16 protein-coding genes are annotated in these 21,731 nt (G+C 47.4%); 4 read left to right on the plus strand and 12 right to left on the minus strand.

Features of this window, described 5'->3' with window-relative positions; genetic code table 11:
- The first annotated feature begins 109 nt into the window (after positions 1-109).
- Together HGH90_RS28835 and HGH90_RS28840 are read left to right on the plus strand one after the other, a co-directional pair.
- Positions 110-2,491, plus strand: coding sequence for an ABC transporter permease (locus HGH90_RS28835; RefSeq protein WP_169192514.1), 2,382 nt, complete (start codon positions 110-112; stop codon positions 2,489-2,491).
- Between the two features lie 161 nt (positions 2,492-2,652).
- Positions 2,653-3,786: a TlpA family protein disulfide reductase gene (locus HGH90_RS28840; RefSeq protein WP_169192515.1), complete on the plus strand. Its 1,134-nt coding sequence runs from the start codon at positions 2,653-2,655 to the stop codon at positions 3,784-3,786.
- A gap of 84 nt (positions 3,787-3,870) precedes the next feature.
- Here the strand turns inward: HGH90_RS28840 and HGH90_RS28845 are convergent, their stop codons facing one another.
- The 8 genes from HGH90_RS28845 to HGH90_RS28880 form a co-directional block, all read right to left on the minus strand.
- Positions 3,871-5,373: a RagB/SusD family nutrient uptake outer membrane protein gene (locus tag HGH90_RS28845; RefSeq protein WP_169192516.1), complete on the minus strand. Its 1,503-nt coding sequence runs from the start codon at positions 5,371-5,373 to the stop codon at positions 3,871-3,873.
- Positions 5,374-5,400: 27 nt separating this feature from the next.
- Positions 5,401-8,514: a SusC/RagA family TonB-linked outer membrane protein gene (locus tag HGH90_RS28850; RefSeq protein WP_169192517.1), complete on the minus strand. Its 3,114-nt coding sequence runs from the start codon at positions 8,512-8,514 to the stop codon at positions 5,401-5,403.
- A 392-nt stretch (positions 8,515-8,906) separates the two neighbouring features.
- Positions 8,907-12,101 (minus strand): PVC-type heme-binding CxxCH protein, encoded by a 3,195-nt coding sequence (locus HGH90_RS28855; protein WP_169192518.1) that lies wholly within the window; start codon positions 12,099-12,101, stop codon positions 8,907-8,909.
- Positions 12,102-12,140: 39 nt separating this feature from the next.
- Positions 12,141-12,998 carry a ThuA domain-containing protein gene (locus HGH90_RS28860; protein ID WP_169192519.1) on the minus strand — a complete coding sequence of 286 codons (858 nt, stop codon included), beginning with the start codon at positions 12,996-12,998 and terminating at the stop codon, positions 12,141-12,143.
- A 56-nt stretch (positions 12,999-13,054) separates the two neighbouring features.
- Positions 13,055-14,002, minus strand: a complete 948-nt coding sequence (locus HGH90_RS28865) for an NAD(P)-dependent oxidoreductase (protein WP_169192520.1) — start codon at positions 14,000-14,002, stop codon at positions 13,055-13,057.
- 3 nt (positions 14,003-14,005) lie between these two features.
- Entirely contained in the window at positions 14,006-14,491 is a 486-nt protein-coding gene (locus HGH90_RS28870; protein ID WP_169192521.1) for a VOC family protein, read from the minus strand.
- Positions 14,492-14,521: 30 nt separating this feature from the next.
- The gene (locus tag HGH90_RS28875; protein WP_169192522.1) at positions 14,522-15,688 is read right to left on the minus strand and encodes a mandelate racemase/muconate lactonizing enzyme family protein; all 1,167 of its coding nucleotides are present in this window, start codon (positions 15,686-15,688) and stop codon (positions 14,522-14,524) included.
- A gap of 8 nt (positions 15,689-15,696) precedes the next feature.
- The gene (locus HGH90_RS28880; protein WP_169192523.1) at positions 15,697-16,581 is read right to left on the minus strand and encodes a sugar phosphate isomerase/epimerase family protein; all 885 of its coding nucleotides are present in this window, start codon (positions 16,579-16,581) and stop codon (positions 15,697-15,699) included.
- A 263-nt stretch (positions 16,582-16,844) separates the two neighbouring features.
- On the opposite strand from HGH90_RS28880, the gene HGH90_RS28885 reads away from it, so the two are divergent.
- Positions 16,845-17,798 (plus strand): AraC family transcriptional regulator, encoded by a 954-nt coding sequence (locus HGH90_RS28885; RefSeq protein WP_169192524.1) that lies wholly within the window; start codon positions 16,845-16,847, stop codon positions 17,796-17,798.
- A gap of 47 nt (positions 17,799-17,845) precedes the next feature.
- Here the strand turns inward: HGH90_RS28885 and HGH90_RS28890 are convergent, their stop codons facing one another.
- Positions 17,846-18,331 carry a VOC family protein gene (locus tag HGH90_RS28890; protein ID WP_248277085.1) on the minus strand — a complete coding sequence of 162 codons (486 nt, stop codon included), beginning with the start codon at positions 18,329-18,331 and terminating at the stop codon, positions 17,846-17,848.
- Positions 18,332-18,373: 42 nt separating this feature from the next.
- The gene (locus HGH90_RS28895) at positions 18,374-19,096 is read right to left on the minus strand and encodes a hemerythrin domain-containing protein (protein WP_169192525.1); all 723 of its coding nucleotides are present in this window, start codon (positions 19,094-19,096) and stop codon (positions 18,374-18,376) included.
- A 195-nt stretch (positions 19,097-19,291) separates the two neighbouring features.
- Between HGH90_RS28895 and HGH90_RS28900 the strand changes: the two genes are divergently transcribed.
- A complete protein-coding gene (locus tag HGH90_RS28900; protein ID WP_169192526.1) occupies positions 19,292-20,242 on the plus strand; it encodes a 1-phosphofructokinase family hexose kinase in 951 nt (316 codons plus the stop codon).
- A gap of 102 nt (positions 20,243-20,344) precedes the next feature.
- Here the strand turns inward: HGH90_RS28900 and HGH90_RS28905 are convergent, their stop codons facing one another.
- Together HGH90_RS28905 and HGH90_RS28910 are read right to left on the minus strand one after the other, a co-directional pair.
- A complete protein-coding gene (locus HGH90_RS28905; RefSeq protein WP_168765427.1) occupies positions 20,345-21,151 on the minus strand; it encodes a universal stress protein in 807 nt (268 codons plus the stop codon).
- On the minus strand, positions 21,126-21,656 hold the full coding sequence (locus HGH90_RS28910; RefSeq protein WP_169192527.1) for a hypothetical protein: 531 nt from the start codon (positions 21,654-21,656) through the stop codon (positions 21,126-21,128). The genes HGH90_RS28905 and HGH90_RS28910 overlap by 26 nt, the downstream gene beginning before the upstream one ends.
- Positions 21,657-21,731 lie beyond the last annotated feature (75 nt).

The following is a 21,731-nucleotide window of genomic DNA, read 5'->3' on the forward strand; positions in this document are numbered from 1 at the left end:
TGTGTCAAAACCGAACACATAAATATTTTAAATATCTATTTGCTACTGATAAATAATCCCTCTTCATTCTGGCATTTTTATTAGGTTGTACTGGCAACATCCATATTGTATGATAAGAAATTACCTGAAGGTTGCCTGGCGTAACCTGATGAACAACAAAGTTTACAGCGCTATTAATATCCTGGGATTAGCGATGGGCATGGCGGTGGCGATGATTATTGTGTTGTGGGCGGTGCATGAATATTCCTATGATAAATTTTTACCCGGCCACGAACGGGCCTACCAGGTAAGACGGAATTTTAACAGCAACGGGGATACGCTTAACTTTACGACCTGTTCGCTGAAGCTGGCAGACGCTTTACGGAGTGAAATTCCGGAAATGCAGTATGTGTCGGAGGCCTCCTGGATGAATTCACATGGATTGATGGTAGGCGACCGGAAGTTGCTGGCAGATGGGATGATGGTGCAGCGTGACTTTCTCCGCATCTTTCCTTTTCCCCTGGTAGAGGGCAGTGCCGCTCACGCATTGGATGATACGTATTCTATTATACTGACCCAATCGCTCGCTGAAAGCCTGTTTGGCAAAGGCAGCGCAGTGGGTAAAACCCTTAGACTGGACAGTCGCCATGATGTGCGGGTTGCCGGCGTTTTAAAAGACCTGCCTTCCAACAGTTCTTTCAGCTTTAAATACCTGATTCCATTCAGCTACTTTGAACAAACCGAGGAAGCGGTGCGAAACAACCGGAAAGCCTCGTTCTCTAGTAATGCCTACCAGATATTTGCGAAGTTGAAGGCGGGAACTGATTATTCCAAAGTAGCTGCCAAGATCCGTGATATTGAGTTAACGGAGAAAGATAATGTCAACTCCCGGAATTCCGCCGTGGTACTGCAACCATTGGATCGCTGGCACTTGTACAGCCGCTATGAAAATGGGAAAGATACCAGCGGCGCTATCGACTATGTCAGGATGTTTGGCATTATAGGCTTATTGGTACTGGTCATTGCGGGAATTAATTTTGTTAACCTCAGTACCGCCCGTTCTGAAAAGCGGGCCCGGGAAGTGGGTATCCGTAAAGCAATTGGTTCACAGCGCCGTCAATTGGTTATTCAGTTCCTGACGGAGTCGTTATTAACTGCGTTTATTGCATTATTATTTGCGCTGTTGCTGGTACAGCTTTCGCTACCGGCGTTCAATGCCATCGCTGGCAAGACGTTGCATATTCCGTTCGGCAGCTGGATCTTCTGGCTGCTTGCAGGCGCGGGCACCTTCCTTACCGGTGTATTAGCCGGTAGCAAGCCTGCCTTTTTTATCTCGTCCTTCAACCCGGTAAAAACGCTAAAAGGCACGTTGCAATCCGGGAAATCGGCTGCGTTTTCACGCAAGGCGCTGGTAGTAATGCAATTCAGTTGTTCCGTAGCCCTGATCATCAGCACGCTGGTGATTTACAGGCAAATGCAGCATGCCCGGAACCGGCCTACCGGCTATGATCCCAACAACCTTATTATGACCAGGTTGAATGAGGAGATGATACGCAATTATCCTGCATTAAAAAATGAATTACTGCAAAGTGGACTGGCGCAATCCGTCACCCTTTCTACCAGTCCGGCTACGGCTATTGGCTGGCACCGCGACCTCGACTATTGGCCTGGCAAGCTGCCGGGTGAAACCGTAGAAATGGGCATTATCCTGGCCGATAACGATTACTTCAAAACCATGGGATTGCAACTGGTCAGCGGCCGCAATTTTTCGACTAACCCAGATAGTGATACCGCCAATGTAATCCTGAACGAAGCAGCCGTAAAGCGGCTCCGGCTCAAAGATCCCCTGAATGAATTGCTGACGATCGACAGCCAGAAGGTCAATATCATCGGCGTGGTAAAAAATGCACTGCTGGAATCTCCTTTTGCCGCCATGGAACCCATTACATTCGGACATTCTCTTCCCAGCACCCGGGGATTCATGATGTGCCGCTTCGCGCCCGGCGCCGATCTGCATACTACCATTCCCCTGATTGCAAAAGTTTTTGAGCGATATAATCCTGCTTTTCCATTCGACTATCTTTTCGCAGACCAGGTATACGGCCAGAAGTTCCAGCAGGAAGTGCGCACCAGCAAACTTTCCGGCATATTTGCCGTACTGGCTATTCTCATTTCCTGCCTCGGTTTATTCGGGCTCGCGGCCTTTACGGCACAGCAGCGCACCAAGGAGATAGGCGTACGTAAAGTACTGGGGGCTTCCGTATCACAAATATGGATAATGCTATCCAGGGACTTCATCATACTGGTAGTGATCAGTTGCCTGCTGGCAGCGCCACTGGCCTTTTATTTTCTGCAACGCTGGTTGCTGCAATACGATTACCGCATTACACTTGGGCCAGACGTATTTATCCTGGCAGCGCTGGCCGCTATTGTTATTACACTCATTACCGTGAGTTTTCAGTCAATTAAAGCCGCCCTGGTGAATCCTGTGGGCAGCCTGAAATCGGAGTAGGCAAGCACTCCGACAAAGCAGATATAAAGCACTGCCACCGGGGATTACCGGTGGCAGTTTGCATCTGTGGCAGTTATTATTATCGTGATATCATTTTAACAATTACTACAGCAATCACGTGATTTTTTGTGAATACATTCATGCACAAATTTTACTGCCACATGAAGTTTAACCGCGGAACTAACCTTACGCTGCTCCTACTGCTGATGGCTGGCATCTCCGCTTCAGCAACTGATTCTACCTACATCCGATTCGACTTTTCGCCGCCGCTGAGCAGCGATAAATTTACCGTGACTTTGCATGACGGTATGAACGAACATACCATCGATGTAGTGCATCATCCTTACTGGTCCGGCATACTCAATGCACCCTATGGATTTATCTTGGTCAGTTATAAAAACAGCGACACTACCTATCTGCAAAGCAAGGTATTCTTCGACAAGGGAGAAGTCCCCATTCACGTTATACCCGTGGCTGATACTGTAAAATATTTTACCATAGATGAAAAAGCATCTCCTCATATTATTCCTTATGATAAATCAGGGGGCGCCGAATTCGACGCCTTTATAAAAGAGCGCTTTGATATATTCATTCAATACTATCGTGAAAACAAGCACCGATTTGGAACCGATACCGCAGCCCTACAAAAAGCCTTCCGGCTCGGAGATACCCTCTCCTATAGGGAAATGGACTTCATCCGGCAATTCCCGGATTCCTATATATCATTTTGGACTTTCCTCAGTAGGTCTGTCAGAACAACCCTCCTGCCTCCCACAAAAACGATGGAGCTTTACGAGCTATTACCCGGTAAATATAAAAGTACGCCGGCGGGTTTGTATGTGGCTTCCATCATCCAAAATAAAATCGATATTACTTCCCATACTGCGTTTCCTGATTTTGTTGTTACAGACACTAAAAACAATAAAATCGAATCTTCAAAGCTGCGGGGAAAATATGTACTGATTCAATTCTGGGCCTCGTGGTGCGCACCCTGCAGAGAAGAACTGCCTAACTTAAAAGCATATTACGACAAATACAAAACCAAAAACTTTGAACTGGTTTCGTTTAGCATTGATAAGGATAGTACCGCTTTCCGACGTGCGGTTGAAAAGTATGAAATGGACTGGCCACAGGTATTTGGCGATCAGCGCTTATATGAAGCAATGGCTTATTGGCCTATTCCTCAACTTTACCTGCTTGATAAATCCGGGCGCCCTATTTACAACACCTCCTCAATAAGGGATAACGACATGACGCTGCTAAAAAATATACTGGAAGAGCGGCTGGGAAAATAAGCTGTGAAATCATTGTACCAGCGCGTATGTTTTTCCCGCCTCCGCGGGAAAAACATACGCTTGTTCCGGCAATTATCACATCTGCTAATATCCTTTCGTGGGAACCAGGTTAGGATTGTTTCTCAGCTCTCTGCTGGGTATCGGGAACAACAACTCTCTTTCTGTTAACACCGGGCCATAGGAAAATTTATGTCCTACATAGCTATCAAATCCCTTTGTACTTACGTTAAATGCTTTGCGTAGCCGTACCATATCAAACCAGGTAACGTTCTCAAAACACAACTCATACCAGCGTTCGCGCCATATGGCTTCTCTCAGCTGCACCTGGGTAAGCCCTGCAAGGTCAGGTAGCTTGGCTCTTCTCCTTACCTGGTTTACGGCATCATAGGCAGCTGCACCAGGACCACTCACCTCATTCGTTGCTTCTGCATATACCAGTAGGATGTCCGCATAACGGATCAACGACCAGTTAAGATCACTGTTGGCAGTAGTGGTTTGTGCTGTTACGTCGAAAAGCTTATACAGGAAATATCCGCCCAGGTCTACCTTTTGATTCCTGTTATCCTGGTTAGTGAATTCGGTAAAAAAGAACTGGCCTTCTTTGGCACGTAAATCTGCCGGATCGTATGACTTTACGAAATCGGCGGTAGCGTAGATGCCGCCCGTTTCGGCAGAATAGGCGGAAATATTTTTGTTATACGGAATGATGAGCGATTGCCAGCTGCCAGGTATCACCTGTGTCTTATACTGAATCATGAAAATATTCTCTTCTATATTCTTCTTTGCCGGGTTATGCAGGTCACTGTAAGTGTCAAACAATTTAAATTGTTTGGAAGCCAGCACTTCTCCCGCTTTCCTGGCGGCCAGGTCGAAGTAAGACGTTCCCTTTTGCAGCGGGTATCCGGCCATGGTGAGATACACTTTCGACAACAGTGATTTCACGGCTCCCAAAGAGGCTTTGCCACTGACATCCATCCAGGGTAATCCCGCATTTTCAGCGGCGGTCAGATCGTCTACAATCAATTTGTATACTTCCTCCGGCGTGGCTTGTTTGGGTCTTAGCTGGTCGGACTTCAGGTCAACAGGCTGTGTAATTAAAGGAATGTTGCCAAACATCTGTACCAGGTTGAAATAGTACCAGGCCCGCAGGAAATAAGCCTCTCCCAATAGCCGTTTGGCTTCTGCCTGGTCCATATTAATGCCAGGTATTTTGGCAATGGAGAGGTTTGCATTGGTGATACCCTTATAGTAATTTCTCCAGTAATTTTCGCCGTAGGCATTATCAGCTGTGTTATGCAGGTCTTTTATGTAGTAACTGTTCACCGCCTGTCCGAGATCGGTAGCTGCCTGCCCGGTGGCAAATTCCGTCATCGTCCAGGCGGCGCCGTTGAAATCGCCGCTCATAGGGTCCCGCAGGCTGGCATAGATGGCGTTGATAGAACTTCGGGCATGCTCCGGCTTCGTGAAATAAGTATCCTCTGTATAATTGCTGGGATCTGTTTCATCCAGAAATTTGCGGCAACCAGCCAGGCATAATGCCCCGGTTGCGACTACCAGCAGTCCATATTTTATGATGATTGATTTCATAATTTTCGATTAAATGATTGCATAATATTATAATCCCACATTCAGTCCCAGCATAAATACCCTTGGCTTGGGATAGTCGTACAGGGTAAGGCCCTGATCGAACGGTGAGCTGGAGTTGGATACTTCCGGGTCGTAGCCTTTAAATTTGGTGACCAGGAAAAAGTTTTGCACGGAAGCATATACCCTCAGGCGGCTAAGTTTTAGTGCAGATACCGTTTTTGATGGGAACACATATGCCAACAGCAGGTTACGGCCGCGGATAAACGAACCGTCGGTTACTTTGTGGCTGTCGTTGTTGGTAGTATAATAAGCGTTGATAGGGCGTATCTGTGCTATCTGTGTATTCTGATTCGTTTCTGTCCACGCATTCAGCACGGTCTTATAGCTATTGGCGATACCCTGCCGGTCTTCAGCGGAGTGTATGCTCCGGTCTAGTACATCATTCCCATACATAAACTGCAGGTCTACAGTAAGCGACCAGGCCTTGTACTGGAAGGTATTCAGGAAGGTGCCATATCCATCGGGAATACCTTTCCCGATGATCACCCTGTCGAGGTCGTTGATGATGCCATCGCTGTTGATGTCTTTATATTTGATGTCGCCGGGCAGCATGTTGTATTTCTTTGCTTCGTCTGCCTCTTTAGAGCCCCATGTTCCGAGGGTAACTCTTCCAAAGAAAGAGCCTACAGGTTCTCCTACACGTATCACCCCGTTGCCCATGAGTATGTCGCCATTGGCCAGCGCCAGCACTTTATTTCTATTGACAGAAATATTGAAGGTGGTACTCCAGGAGAAATGGTCGGTTTGAATATTGGTGGAGTTGATGCCAAACTCAATACCCTTGTTTTCCATACTTCCTACGTTGGAGAAAATTTTGTCGCGCCCCGTGGTATATGGTAGTGGCGCATCCAGCAGCATACCATCTACTCTCCTGCGGTATAGATCGAGCTCCAGGTTTAGCCTGTTGGAAAATAAGCCCAGCTCCATTCCGAAATCTATCTGTTTTGTTTTCTCCCACTGGAGGCCGGGATTGGCGATACGATCGATACCTACGCCGGAATTACGTGCGCCATTAAAGATGACGCTATAGTTGCCCAGGCCAGCCAATGCGCGGTAGGCAGGAATTTCGGAGTTACCGGTGGCGCCGTAGCTGGCACGCAGTTTCAAATTTGAAATAGCGGCAATCCCTTTCATAAAGTTTTCTTCCGTTACTCTCCAGGCGAGTGCAGCAGAGGGGAAGAAAGCAAACTGGTTATCCCGGCCAAACTTTGAAGAACCATCCATACGGCCGGTAAAGGTGACTAAATACCGGTTGCGGAATCCATAGTTGATACGGCCAAAGTAAGAGTTGAGTCCATTGGCAGTGCCAACAGACGACGGCGGCTGAGGACTGGATCCGGCTCCGAGGTTATAGTACTTATAGTAAGAATCGGTAAATCCTTCCGTGCTGGCCTGGTTTTCAAAACGATCAATATGCTGCCAAGACACTCCTGCCATGGCATTGAGCGAATGTACTTTTGCAAACTCGCGGGTGTAGGTCAGGTAGTTTTCAAACTGCCAGGAATTATAGCGGTTATTATTCACGGAGGCATTTCCATTATCAGAAATATATTGCATGCCTCTGGCAGCAAAATAATCCTCCCGTTGGTTAATGATATTAACGCCTACGGTAGATTTCAATTCCAACCCGGGCGCCAGGTGCACGTTGGCAAACATATTACCCAGGAGGGTTTGCGTATGCAGGATAGAGATCCTGTCGGCTGCCACCCTTAAAGGGTTATCTCCTCCTTCCATACCGGGGTAATCACGATTGCTGGCCCAGCTGCCGTCGGCATACTTTACCGGGATAATAGGCAGTGCTTCCAATACCTGCCGCATCATGGTGATACCGCCGCCATCCAGTTGGTCTACCTGCTTCTCCCGCTGGTCCGTATAGCTCAGTGTGCCACCAATCTTTAGCCATTCCTTGATTTTACTATCAAATACTACGCGGCCGGCATACCGGTCTTGCCAGGACCCCCTGGCCAATCCATCCTGCGTGCGATAATTTAAAAACGCGCCTATACTTCTTTTCTCATCTCCGTCGGTAAATCCCAGCTGATGGTTTTGGGTAAAGGCCTTGCGGAAGGTTTCGTCCTGCCAGTCTGTGTCGTACAGCGGGTTTCCCTGCGCATCAAATAATTTTGGATTGGTGCGTTTTTTCCTGGGATCGGTATACTTGGTGCCTGTTGCCCATCCCACAGGATCATACTTCTGGGCATTGGCATAGGCCAGGTCTTCTACCGCCAAAAACTCTTTTGCATTGAGCAGTTCTAGTTTCCTTGGTAATACGCCGATGCTGAAATCCGGATCATAGGTAATTCTCCCGCCATTCGACGTGCCTCTTTTGGTGGTAACAAGGATAACGCCGTTCGCGCCGCGAGCACCGTAAATAGCAGTAGATGAGGCATCTTTCAATACTTCGATAGAAGCAATGTCGTTAGGATTGATATAGTCGATAGGCGTGCTCCCATTTCGTAAATCCACCGGGTTCAGGATCACACCATCTATTACATACAGCGGGTTATTGGACACGCTGAGTGAGCTGGATCCACGGATACGTATATTGGTTCTACCACCCGGACGTCCGGAATTGGATGATACGTTCACGCCCGTAACGCGGCCGGATAAGCTTTGGTTCAGGGAAGATGCCGGGCGCTCCTGCAATGTTTCTGCCTTCACCGTGCCAACGGCGCCGGTGAGGTCTGATTTTTTAGTGGTACCATATCCCACTACCACTACTTCATCAATTTTTTTCACTTGCGGTACCAACCTGATGACCATATCTGCAGCCGTTACCTTCACTTCCTGCGTGACATAGCCTATATAAGAAACGATCAACACCGCATCGTCGGGAAGCCCTTTAATGGCGAAGTGCCCGTCGCCGTCTGTTGTGGTGGCTTTTTCAACGTTCTTTACTTTAATGCTCACCCCCGGCACGCCTACGCCGTTCTCTTCCAACACTTTGCCATGCACGTCTATGAGCAAGGGCGCTTTCGCATGCAGCTGGCTGGCTATTCCCAACAGCAGCGCCAGGGCGGTGTAAATAATTTTCTGGCGTAGCGCCATGATCTTGAAAGTTACCGTGGAAAACTGTCTCATAATAAAAAAATTAACAGGTGAAATTTTATTCCGGATACATGATTAAGAAGCGGTTGCTAAGGACAAAAAGGGCACGCAACGGTTGCTACGCCGCTGAACAATAACACGTGTTAGTAAAAAATAAAGGAAGATGATTGCCCTGCCTATTCGTAAAAGGCCAGGAACTGCTACAGCGGATACTTACATCCCCCAGGGGCCGCCTATCCATTGTATAAAAAGTTAAATAAAGTTTTTTTTGGTTGACGACTACGTACCAGTGTTTCAATAATTAGATATCCTAACAATATTAAATATCCTTACTAATATTTCCTTATAATATTTTCGCCAAATAAAATAGTAATTTACCCCGGGCCTGGTTACCTGCTTTATTATATCAGTGACCGGGGCGTTTGTTACTTCTTCTCCATGGGATGCTCTTTCAACAGCTCTCCGGGAGAATAAAAATCCTTCTTATGTTCTATGGCTTTTCTCACTTGTTTTACTTTCTCAGGAGAAATAGCGGTGGCGGTATTTCCGAATGAATTCCTCACGTAGGTAAGTACGGCGGCAATTTCTTCATCCTTCAACAAGCTGCCGAAGGGTGTCATGGGCACTTGTCCCGGATATGTTTTGTTGTTGACTGTTATCGGTCCCATAATGCCTTTCATCACCAGCTTAATCAATCGTTCATCGCTTCCGGTTACCCATCCGGAGCCGGCAAGGGGTGGAAATCCGGAATCGGGAAGCCCTTTACCATCTGGTTGATGACAGGTCCTACAATATCCTTCAATGGAGTAGATCTTTTGTCCCTGGTTAAACAATGCCAGTTCAGTGCCTTTCAGTTTGGTATTGGCGCCTTCTTCTTTTTCATCTTTTACATTCTCCCCTTTTAAATGTGCTTCGGCGGTTTCATATGCGTGGATCATCCACTCGTCTAACGGCATTTTTTTGGCGGCGGCTAAGATAGGAAGACCTTTTTCCCGGCCTATCCATGAAGCGGCTACAATGGCCATCAGGCGTACACGGCTATTTTCGTCCTGTGCTGCCTTCATCAGTAAATCTGCCTGGTCTTTTACCTGGTGCCCGGTGTAGCGTACTACTTCCACGGCTGCGGCCCTGGCGTGATAGTCTTTGGCATTCAGTACTTGTTTTAAAAGATCCTGGTCTACCTTATCCAGTCCCCAGCTCACCCAAAGGCCTTCGAGCAGGTGGTGCTCATACCTGGGATCATTTTTGTCCAGGTTAGCCACCCAGGTTTTCAGTTTAGCCAATACGTCAGTAACATTGCGTCCTCTCAGCTCCCGCCGGGTTCTGTACCGGGTTCTGTATTCAGGTAGTTTAAGATTGTCCAACAGTTCGTCTATACTGGCGCCGGCGATATGTGCTGGTTTTACCAGTGGTCTTACCGGATAAGTAATGCGGTATATTCTTCCATGCGAGTGGTCTCTCAGCGGGTCGCGGGCATTATGTTGCATGTGCCCGATCAAGATGTTATGCCAGTCGATCACGTATAAAGAGCCATCGGGTGCAAACTCCAGGTCTACCGGCCGGAAATTGGGATCTTCACTTACCAGCAGATCCATGCGGTGATGACTTTTATAGCCGGTGCCATCGTCCTGGAGCGTATGCTCTTTCGTTCCGAGGAAGCCGATGGTATTATTGATGAGAAAGTCGCCTTGCAGCGAGTCTGGAAAATGGCGGCTCGACACGAACTCCAGCCCGGAGGTGGGCCGTACTTTATGTTTTTCTTCAATCAGTTGTATCGATTTGTGGGTATGCTGGCCATATTTGGGCAGCACTGTTCCCGGAAGCATCCAACGCATATCGGGACTGGATGTTTCGGCAAAAAATGGCTGTCCCCAATCATCGAAGGCAATGCCCCATGGGTTGGGGATCTGCAGTTGCGCCGTGCGCTCCAGCTTCCGCCGCCGGGGATCAAACCGGTAAAAACCGCCGTTAGATCCCCGGATAGTGCCGTAAGAAGTTTCCACATGTGTATGCAGGAAAACGCCTTCACCCGAATAGATGGCGCCGGATGGATCGGCAGTAAAAGCGTGGCTGCTATGGTGGGTATCATGATCATCAAATCCGCTCAGCAGGATTTCTTCCTTATCTGCTTTATCGTCGCCATCGGTATCCACCAACAATTTAAGGTTGGTTCCCTGCGCCACATACACACCTTCCGGCGCAATTTCAAAGCCAATAGGCAAGTGCAGGCCCTGGGCGAAAATCGTTTCTTTATCCGCCTTTCCGTCGTTGTCGGTATCTTCCAGGATAATAATTTTATCATTGGGCTTGGCATCACCTGGTTTATAATGCGGGTAGCTTGGCATTACAGCTACCCATAATCTGCCTTTGTTATCGAACGACATCTGCATTGGCTTGGCGAGGGCAGGAAATTGTTCTTCTGAGGCAAACAGTTCCACCTTGTAGCCAGGCGGTACTTTCAGTTTATGGACCGCTTCCGCCCCAGTGAGATACCGGAGGCTCCCATTTTTGGTATTCGCCGGGTTGTAGTTGGTTTTAACAGGCGGCAATACTTTGGTGTTTTTGTCGGCAGCTGTGATATCCATTTTCGTTCCTTTGGAAGCGGCCAGCCATACGGCAGTATCCCTGACAGCAGTCATTTCCCGGATCTTTTCTATTTCAGCGGGATAGTTATCGGGACCATAGGGATCATACCGGCGGCCAAATACATGTACGCCATTGGGTATCTTGTAGTCATTGAGCCACATCCAGTTCTTTTCTTTTACGGCATCATGCACCAGCATCCGATTACTTTCCGCTTTGGGTGCTGCTTTGCCAAAAATCTGGTCCACTAAAAGAAGTCCGAGTTTTTTATAGCCCGCTTCGTTCAGCTGGGAGCCATCGATGGTTAAAGGTTCCTTCGTTTCTTTGTACCATTGCTGCGTAGGCGTAAAAGCATCGACAAACAAAACCTGGTTGGCTGCAGCTACTTTCTTCATGGCATCCGTATACAACGCCAGGTTTTCGTTTTCCTTGCCGCCGTCGGGGAGATCATATTTACCGGAGAGATCTTCGAATGCAATGGGTGACACCAGGACCAGTTGCGGGGCCGAGGCGCCATTATATTTTTGTTTGAGCGTCCATTTTATAAACGCATCCAATTCTGCTTTGTAGTTGTCCAGTCCCTCTTTCCCTTCAAATGATTCGCTATAGCCGAAAAAGGCGACAATAATATCGGTTTTAAGCCGGGTTAACCATTGATCAGGCATTTCAAAACGGCCCTGGCTGGGGTTATCCATAGCTGCGACTTCCTTTGCCAGTTCAGGGCGAAATTTTTCCGCCCCGGGAAATGCCCATGGCGTATTCCTGCCGGCATGTGGCCGGAAGCCAGGCGTTTCTCCCCCATCGCACATGTTGCGGATGAGCAGATGGTAGTCGGGATAACGCACATACAGCTCCGTTTCAAAATTATCGTAGTACGTCATTCGCGATCCCAGGTTGCCTCCGATCAGGGAGATATGTGTTCCTTCGGACACCTGAAGTGGCGCAGGTGCTTTGGACTTACAGGCATCCAGTATGATTATCACCAATAGGATGGGCATCAACGGTACGCGTGCACCGATTTTAAATACGCTGGGCATCTTAAATAATTTTTACGGGAATCAGGAAACGTTATCTGCTTATTTCGCCACTCGGTAAGGCACCTGTATATCGATTTTTCCTTTCCATTTTCGTGGTACTTTCAATCCCAGTTCATAGTGAATCGCATTGATCACCAATCGCTGGAAGGGCTCTTGCCTGAAGTCTTCCGGATGGCCCATAGTGGTCATAAACACGCGGCCGCCGAAGCTATTGGTACCTGTCCATGCCACGGGGTTTTCGATGGCGGCTTTATCCGGGTTCACGGCCTTTCCCATTAGCAACCAGGTGGAACCTTTTGTGGGGTAGTCTGGTAACACGCGGTATAGCCAGGAACGCACGTGAAAATTTTTAGCTACGCCTGTCAATATCGGGTTATGAGCCTGTTGGGGGATGATACTTACATCGGTGCTGCTCTCATGTCCGTAGTGCGTATGTTTAGCGGCGCCTCCCCAACCCGGAGGAGCGTTTAAGGCAAATTCTCCAAAGGCATTCCATTTCTCACTGGTATGTCCCTCCGGAAAGTGGAACGCATGGGTGCTAGTACGGAAGCCCATCACCGGCTTTCCGCTTTTCAGGTAAGCCTCAATATGGGCCAGCTGCTCCGGCGGCAATCTTCGCCAACGTAAAAAGAAGACGGCCAGGTCTGCTTGGGCCAGGGCTTCCAGGCCAGGAATATTTTCTTCACTGTTATAATCCGGAGATGCTTTGAGTACGATGGTTTTCATGCCATAATCTTTTTCCAGCGCGGCAGCTATCAGCGGCAGCGTTTCCTCACTACTGTACTCATGATCACCGGTAACGAAAACCACCAGCGGCTGCTTCTTCGGCGAATACTGTGCAAATAGCAAACCGGTGGTAGTGATGATCAACAATAAACAAAGGCAAGTTTTTCTCATTATACAGCGTTTATTGGCTATAGTTTTTTGATACGATGGTCACCCCGTGTTGTTGGTTACAACGCGTGGCGATTATAGATGCTATTGGGATCGGGACTTTTTCCCGTGAGTGCAGCCACTACATTACTGATTGTGAGCTGGCAGATTTTTTTATAGGTGGCGATAGTAAGACTACCGGCATGCGGCGTAACGATGGCCCTTGGATGTTGTACCACCGGGAGCGACTGCTGGGGCGGTTCTTCCGGCAATACGTCGGCTGCATACCCACCAATTTTTTGCGTCTGCAATACTTGTAATAAAGCGATATGATCTACGAGGGCTCCCCTTGCCGTATTGATCAACCAGGCATTAGGTTTCATCAGGCCCAGTTGCTGCGCACCGATGATCCCATTGGTGTCGTTATTGAATGGCAAATGGAGACTCACGACGTCTGAGCGCTGCAACAGTTCGGCTACCTCAACCCGTTGGTAGGGCAGGTCATGTGCAGATCGGCTCCAGTATACTACTTCCATTCCAAAGGCTACCCCAAGCCGGGCAACGCGCTGCCCAATATTGCCCATTCCCAGGATGCCAAGGGTTTTGCCGTTCAGTTCATCCCCGGCATATTGATTGCGCCAGTTCCAGTTGTTTTGCTTTACCTGGGCTACAGATTCATACATATTACGCATGCCCATCAACATCAGGCTCAGCGTGTGTTCTGCCATGGTGGCCGCATTACTGCCCGGCGCATTGATCACTAAAACTTTCCGTGCCGTGGCGGCAGCCACATCTACATTATCCAGCCCAACGCCGCACCTGGCTACCACCTGCAATTGAGGGCAGGCATCCATCAGGGGTTTGTTGATCAAGCCTTTTCCCCGCGTGATGATCGCGTGGATGTCGTCGCTTTCCAGCGCTGCTTTCAGGCTTGCCTCATCGTAACCAGTGAATACATTTACAGCTGCCTGAAGCGCCATCAAGGCTTCCTCCGCAACTGTTTCCAGCAGCAATACGTTTTTTCTCATCTGTTATTTATGATATAAAGTAGCGTCATCGGATCTGTATCCCCTAAAATCGTTCCTGTTGGAAACATACAGTCCTTCTTCATACAGCTCGTCTGCCAATATCCGGGGATCGATATCGTCGCCGGGTTTGGAAGAAATTTCCACCAGGTTGCCTGCAGGATCACGTACAAACATTTGCATAGCGCCATCAGGCAGTTTTCTCACCTTCCCCCAGGGATGAATATCAATCGCATTCAATTCCTTCATACGAAAGAAAATACTGTTGAAATCATCTACCTGTACGCAGATATGTCCGCGGAAGGAGGTCTTGTCTTCCCATTCGGAAATATGCAGTTGCTGCTCTTCATTAAATTTGAAAAACATCACCGGGTAATCAAATCTAAAGGCAGCCAGCGGCGTTAAGCCTAATTCATGCTGATAGAACGCTCCTGCTTTTTCCAGGTTGTCGACGATCAGTGTTACGTGGTTAATTTTAAGTGCTTTAGCCATACATCGTTATTTTCAGGTACCTCTTCTAATCTAAACTTTCTGTGTAAACTCCCGTACAAAGTCCCAGTTGGGTGATACGCCTAATCCAGGCGTTGTGGGTGCTGCGATCAGGCCATTGGTCACTGTAATTTGCTCATTCACCAATTCATACATCATCGGGTTTCCACCCAGAGAAAACTCAATAATAGTAGCCGAAGGTGAGGCAAATGCTACATTCAGCCCTGCCATAAATGAAAATCCCGATCCCCAGCAGTGCGGCGCCAGCTCTAGTTGATGCACGCTGGCCAGGTGTGCTACCCGTGCAGCCTCTGAAATACCGCCAATGATAGCTGCATCCGGCTGTATCACGTCGATGGCTCTTATATCCAACAGTTCCTTGATATCGAAACTGGTGTATTCACTTTCACCTGCAGCGATAGGGATATGGGTCGACGCCCTCACTTCTGCCGTGCCTGTACGGTTATCGGGGCTGATGGGTTCTTCAAACCAATAAAGGTTGCAGTCCTGCACGCCGTAGCAAAATTGTTTTGCTTCCGGCACACTGAAAGTACCGTGTGCATCCGCCATCAGCTTAATGTCTGGTCCCAGGGCCGCTCTTGCTGCTTTTACCCTGTCTATGCTATTTTGTACGGTGTTATCCATTACGCCTACACGCATTTTAACGCCTCCAAAACCTTTCTCTACATATCCTTTTAATTGTGCGCCGATATTGTTTGCATCCGCCCAGCCACCGCTGGCATAGGCCGGCATAGCGTCCCGGCAGGCGCCGCCCAGCAAATCCATTACCGGTACATTCAGCATTTTCCCTTTCAGATCCCACAAGGCAGTATCAATGCCGCTCATGGCAGATACGGTTAATCCTCTCCTGCCCAGCACCGGGAATTTGCGGCCTCTCGACAAGGCATAATGATCGCGTGTACCATTATACATTTCTTCCCAGAGACGGGTAATATCTTTCACACGTTTGCCTATTAAAGAAGGCTTCAATTCGTTTTCTATGCAATTGACAATAGAAGCACATACCCCTGAAGATCCCACCGCCGCTTTGGCTTCTCCAAATCCCTGGAGCCCATCTTCTGTGGTGATCACTACCAATGTCATATCAAAATTTGCCAGTAAGCCATAGTCTGACGTATGTTGTTTTTCCTTTGGAACGGGACAGCGTAACCAAAATGCCTCTACATTAGCTATTTTCATCTGTTCTTTTAAATAAGTTTTGATAATGTATTAAATGACCGGGCCGTCAGCATAGTGTAAAATGCATCTGTAACGGAACTGCTGCCATGATCCACCAGGAATTTCGCCTGCTCCGGGGAAAGGTTTTCAGGATTTTCATCTACTGCATCAGGGTAAGGATTAGCCGGTGTACGATCCAGTGGAGCACAGAATTCTACAGAAAGCACATCGTCGTAACCAATCTCCCTCAACGTTGTTACAATCTTTTCCCAGTTGAGATGCCCCATTCCCGGCGCCATCCGGTTGTTGTCCGCCACATGAAAGCCTACCAGTTTCCCTTTGGCTTTCCTGATGGAGGCAAACATATCTTCTTCCTCCATGTTCATGTGGAAAGTATCAAGGCAAACGCCACAGTTCGGCCCCACAGCTGCTGCCAGGGCCAACGCCTGTTCCGCCCTGTTGATGAAATAGGTTTCAAACCGGTTGATCGGCTCAATGCCTAACAATACGCCAGCAGCTTCGCTATAGCTGTAAACTTCTTTCAGTGCTTCTACCGCCCATTTCCATTCTTCTTCCGGTCTTCCGTCAGGCACAATTTTGCCAACGGTACCGGGTACCACAGACACCATGTGACCATCGAGCTCCTTTACCATCCTGACTACGTCTTTTACATACTGTATAGACCGGGCGCGCTGGGCTTCCTCCCTGGCCAGCAGGTTGCGCTCGCCCAGCATCAGTGTTACAGATCCCCAACAGGACAGGCCATGATTTTTCATCAATTTTCTGATGTTTTGGGTATCATACTGCTCAGGATTGCCTGCAATTTCCAACCGGGTATATCCAATGCCGGCTACTCGCTGTATAGTTGTTTCAATCGTTTCGGACCTCATCCAATTGTGTATCGCTAATTCCATCACGTGTCAGGTTTATAAGGTGATTTTAGAATGTATGCAGGTAATACGGCTGTTGAATGACCATTCTCCGGGAAGAACAGCTGACAGTACAGCGCTATCTGGTTGGATTCATAACGGAAATTTTTATAACTCACTGTTGTTCCACAAACTTATTCAGACTACCGTTGAAATAAAAGTACTTCATTTGCAGAATATTGATACTATATTTACCATAATTCCAATTTCCACCGTTATAAAATAAATAGTGTACCAAAATCAACGTTATGAAAGTTGCCTACCGACATATCTCTACTCCGGAGAAAAGTACAGCTATGAAAGTGGCTTACCGGCACATCTCAACCCCTGAAGATGCCAGCTTTGTAATCAAGGAATTTTGCCAGCCGCGGTTCACCAACACCTTTCACTTTCATCATGGGTATGAGTTGATCCTCATTGTAAAAAGTTCGGGGAAAGTATATGCGGGCAACAAAGTGATGAACTTTAGCGAGGGAGAAATTTATATGTTTGGTCCGGGCCTGGTGCATTGTTTTTGCAACGACAACACTCCTGCTGACGGCGGCGAAGCGCTGGCCCATGCCATTATCGTACAGTTTACAGAAGATTTCCTCGGCAAAGAATTTTTTGATAAGCTGGAGTTGAAGAAGATAAAAGAGTTGATGCAGCTCTCTGAGCATGGGCTGCAGTTCAGGAAAATACCTGCTTCTTTCAGCAACCTGTTTTTCCAGTTCCAGGCTAACCAACAAATGAAAAACCTTATTATACTGTTACATTTGCTGGACGAGCTGTCGCACCAGGGCCGTGAGCACGTGGCATTATTAACAGAGGATCCGAAGAAAATACATTATAAAGATGTGGATTCGAAAAAGCTGACTGCCATATTTAAGTATGTATTGGAAAACTACCATCAACAGGTAGACAGTAAGTCTGCCGCATCGCTGGCCTGTATGAGTGAAGCCGCGTTTTGTCGTTATTTCAAGAGAAGGACTAACAAAACCTTTTCTCAATTTGTGAATGAAACAAGGATTAGCCACGCTACCAAATTGCTGATCGGCACCGATCATGGTATCGCGGATATCTGCTATGCATGCGGATTTGATAATATTTCGTATTTCAACCGGCAATTCAAAATTTACCAGGGCCAGTCACCCCGGGAATACCGTAAGGCATTTGAGGAAAGTAATGCGAGTGCACCGAGTTTCCGTTCCACCGGAGAATGATATGATGGACCAGCACATTATTTTGCTGCAAACTGCTGCCAAAATGATTACTTTTTTTCAAGAGGCTCCCATAATTCGATCTTGTTGCCTTCTACATCCAGGATGTGAACGAACTTACCGTAATCGTATGTTTCTATATTGTCCAGCACCGTTACACCTTCTTCTTTCAGCGCTGCTACCAGGGCTTCGAGGTCATCTACCCGGTAATTGATCATAAAGTCCTTTGACGAAGGCTCAAAATATTTCGTCTTATCGGGGAAGGGGCTCCATAGCGTAGATCCTTTTTGGGTGGAGTCATCTGCCTGTCTCCATTCAAACTTTGCGCCGTACGCGTCCATGTTAAAACCGAGGTGGGTTTTATACCATTCCTTAATTTTTTCGGGGTCGTTGCATTTGAAAAAAATGCCTCCGATACCTGTTACTCGTTTCATTTTTTCCTGTTTTCCGGGTGACTTAGTCAAAACGGCATTGAACGCAAAGCCGGCGCTGAAAGAAGCGCCTAATGCCAGCACAATGACTGTTCCTTTTACCATAGGTAAATATTAACAATAATAATAAATAATGTTCTTTTCTTGTTATAATTCAGGCGTAAACCGGGCCAGATCGTAAATACCCAATTGCTTTTCAATGATTGCCACTTTATCTACAAATAATTCAAACCCATTTTCTCCGAATAGCTGGTGCTCCCGCTTTTCAAAATCTTCCCCCAGGCTGTCAAACTCATGTTTACTGATGATTCCCCTCAATGCCGGAAATAATACCGTATCCTCCCGTGCTTCATGTGGCCGGTACATACGTATAAAGTCAGTCAGCAAGTTATGAAGGGTTTGTTTATCGGTATCTGCCGTTAGCTGCGGTTGTTTGCCCAAATGCAGCAGCCGGTCGGTAATCAGGCGACCCTGTTGATGCTGGGCTTTGAGCACCTGAACCAGATCCGTCAGCTGATGGGCTTTTTCAAAACGGGGAAATAAGAAATCTTCTTCCTGTTTCTCATGATATTCCTCTATAAAAGTACGGATAATGCCAGCTGCGCCGGTAATCATTTGGGGATTGATACTTTCATGAGCGGACAGCATTTGTAAAAAATGATCGTACACCAGTAATACCCGGTTCAGGATGCCATGTTCACGCATCAGATCCTCCGGAGGACCTATCTCCTCTTCTTTATTCCCACAACCTGTTAATAGTCCCATTCCGATGATGCCACCAGCCACCGTTGCTTTCAGACTGTTTTCAATAAAATTTCGCCGGCTGTGCTGGGCCGCAAGATCACGCTCACCTTTAATTGGAGTTTTCATAACATCTTCATTTATGTGAACAATAATAGATCCTGAAAGATGCTATCTATCCCACAAATTTCATACTACCAATCATTTGTAAGAGCCAGCCTGTTTCTGACGAAAATCAATATTACAGCTAACATTCGTCATTGTGACCGGGAAAGGTAACAGGTACCTTTGAACAAGCAATATAAAATATTAAAATAACAATATATGCCTGGAATTATCACCATTACATTAAATCCAGCTATCGATAAGAGCACGACTGTACAGAAGTTGGTGCCCGAACGAAAGCTGGCATGTACAGCGCCCACTTTCGAACCTGGGGGAGGCGGCGTTAATGTGGCCCGGGCCATTCAGAAATTAGGCGGAAACGCTAAAGCTATTTATCTGGCGGGAGGTCATACCGGCAAATTCTACGATTCACTTTTACAGGCCGAGGGCGTTTCCGCGATATCTGTTCCCATTGCAGGACATACGAGAGAGAACCTTATTGTAACTGATATGGGCAATCATGCGCAATACCGTTTGGACATGCCGGGACCTTGGGTAAATCCTGTTGAATGGCAACATTTGCTGGAAAAGATCCGGGAAATAGATGATGTTAATTACATAGTAGCCAGTGGCAGCCTGGCTCCCGGGGTACCTGCTGATATATTTGCTTCCTTCAGTGCTATTGCTGCTATTAAAGGCGCCCGCTTTATTGTGGATACGTCCGGGGAAGCATTAAAACAATCATTGCGGGAGGGTGCTTACCTGGTAAAGCCCAATGTCCGGGAGCTGGCCGGCTTTGCCGGTGTGGAAACCCTTAGTCAAACGGGGATTATAGATGTGGCGAAGGAAATTATCAGCAAACACCGTTGCGAAGTGGTTGTAGTATCCATGGGCGAAACAGGCGCGATGCTGATAACTGCCGAACTTTCAATAAAAATACCGGCGCCGGGCGTAACCCGTGTAAGTACCGTAGGAGCCGGCGATAGCATGCTGGCCGGCATTGTTTATAGTCTGTCTGCCGGTACAGACATTCTTGAAGCAGTGCAGTTTGGCGTTGCCTGCGGCACAGCTGCTACCTTAAATCCCGGCACTGCCTTATGTAAGAAAGAAGACGCACAAGTGCTTTTTGGAGAGGTATGCCAGCAACAATCATTTATGTTGAATGCCTGATTTCCCGCATAGGAAATTAAACCAGGCGACGATAAATAGTGATGGCCAGTAAAGCATTTTACTGGCCATCTTGTTATGGGAATCAGGCAATTGTCGCCTTTTTTAAAGATGATCGACATACACAGGTACCTTATGTTCCTCCATAATTTTATGTATAAAACTATGCTTAAAGAACCTCGACAATCCCGGCCTGTTGTAGGCCCCACATACCACAATGGGGTGTTTAATGTCGTCCAGCCAGGTGCCAAAATATTTCCTGGGATCGGCTTCCAGTACCTGGAATTCAAGATTACTAAAGTGATGACTGGCCAGTTCCTGTATTTTCTCGGTTTCCGGTAGCGGCCGGCCTCCTGTAGTACCATATACCAGTATGGCTTTCCGGTTGCACAACTGCGGGAAAAGATAAGTGAAACTTTTAATAGCATGTGCCGCTGACGGGCTACCATCGTATGATAGAATGACGCTTTCGGGGAAGGTAAATTGCTCAGGAATAGCTATCACGGGGCATTCTGCAGCATGCAACGTGCCTCCTAAAAATTCATTAGTGCCATAAATACTAAGATCTCCGTAAAATTTCTCGTGTCCCAATAATAGCAGATCGGCAAACCTTGTTTCCAGTTTTAGCTCGGGCAGACCAAAGTCAGCCTGGTTGTTATGGATCCGGTGTTCAATTCCATATCTCAAGCACTGTTGTTTAAAAGTTGCAATGCTCTTTTCGATAGATGCCGCGGCATAGGTATCTATCAATGGCATATAGGCAACGGCAAAAGTGATGTTCCTGCTCAGGTCCAGCTCTGGCAGGAAAACACCAGTGAGTAATATCGGCTCCTGTTCATTCATCTTCCTGGCGAACTCAAAAGCGCCTTCCGGGAAATTATCTCCGTCAATGGCGAGAAGTACCTTTTTCATGAATAGAAATTTTTGGGTGGTGGTGATAGTTGATGTCGTGCCATACCGGATGGGCGGAGAGGCGTTTTTCTTTGAACAACAATATGATTGCAGCAGTGGCCAGCACAAGTGTAGATGGGAAAGCTGATCCTGCCCCCAGAGGGGCTATCGCCACCAGGAAAATGGTAGCGGCAGCCAGACCCAGCCTCAGCAATGCACCTTTACCTGCAATGAAAATCCCCGTTGCCAACTGGCACACCGAAATAGACACGACAATAACAGTAATATTATTGCGAAAGGCACCGTAAATGAACTGTTCATACACCGGCGAAACGGTCATAGCACCATATACCATAAAAAGCTCCGGCGAGCGGATGGCCATAAAAGCATTAAAAACAGCAGCTCCAACAAAGATCAGCACCATCAGGAAACGGGCCAGCAGCGGCGCAAAAATAGCGGCGATCAACATGATTAAACCAACCGTATTGGATAGCATGTAAGCAAAAGAAAAGATATTGGCATGCATCGTATCAGGTATTTAAAGGTGTGGAAGAAGTAATTATTTTCTGAATCTAAAACTAAGCTGGTAACTGTTCCGGAC

It is taken from the genome of Chitinophaga sp. Ak27 (assembly GCF_012726295.1).
In the GTDB taxonomy this organism is placed as follows: Bacteria; Bacteroidota; Bacteroidia; order Chitinophagales; family Chitinophagaceae; genus Chitinophaga.